We start from the raw sequence: 308 nt of genomic DNA on the forward strand, positions 1-308 counted from the left end.
TAAAGTAGCATCAAGCATTTTTATATATACTAAAAGTTTATTTTTTGATTGTTGTTTGCAGCATTACAAGCTTATCTGATATTAGACTAAATTTCCCTATCAATGTCCCAATTTTCAAGATAGTCGGCAACTCGACGAACAAACATACCACCTAAACTACCATCAACCACTCTATGATCATACGATAAAGAAAGAAACATCATGTGCCTAATGGCTATCACATCGCCATATTCAGTTTCTAAAACTGCCGGTTTTTTCTTAATCGCACCCGCTGCTAAAATAGCTACTTGGGGCTGATTGATAATCGG

1 protein-coding gene is annotated in these 308 nt (G+C 35.7%); it reads right to left on the bottom strand.

Annotated elements, in window-relative coordinates; genetic code table 11:
* Positions 1–86: 86 nt before the first annotated feature.
* Positions 87–308, bottom strand: a 222-nt coding sequence (locus GBG68_RS14010) for a 2-oxo acid dehydrogenase subunit E2 (RefSeq protein WP_193222358.1), incomplete at its 5' end; no start/stop codon positions are given.

Origin of the sequence: Alkalilimnicola sp. S0819 (assembly GCF_009295635.1) — a bacterium.
In the GTDB taxonomy this organism is placed as follows: domain Bacteria; phylum Pseudomonadota; class Gammaproteobacteria; order Nitrococcales; family WHIW01; genus S0819.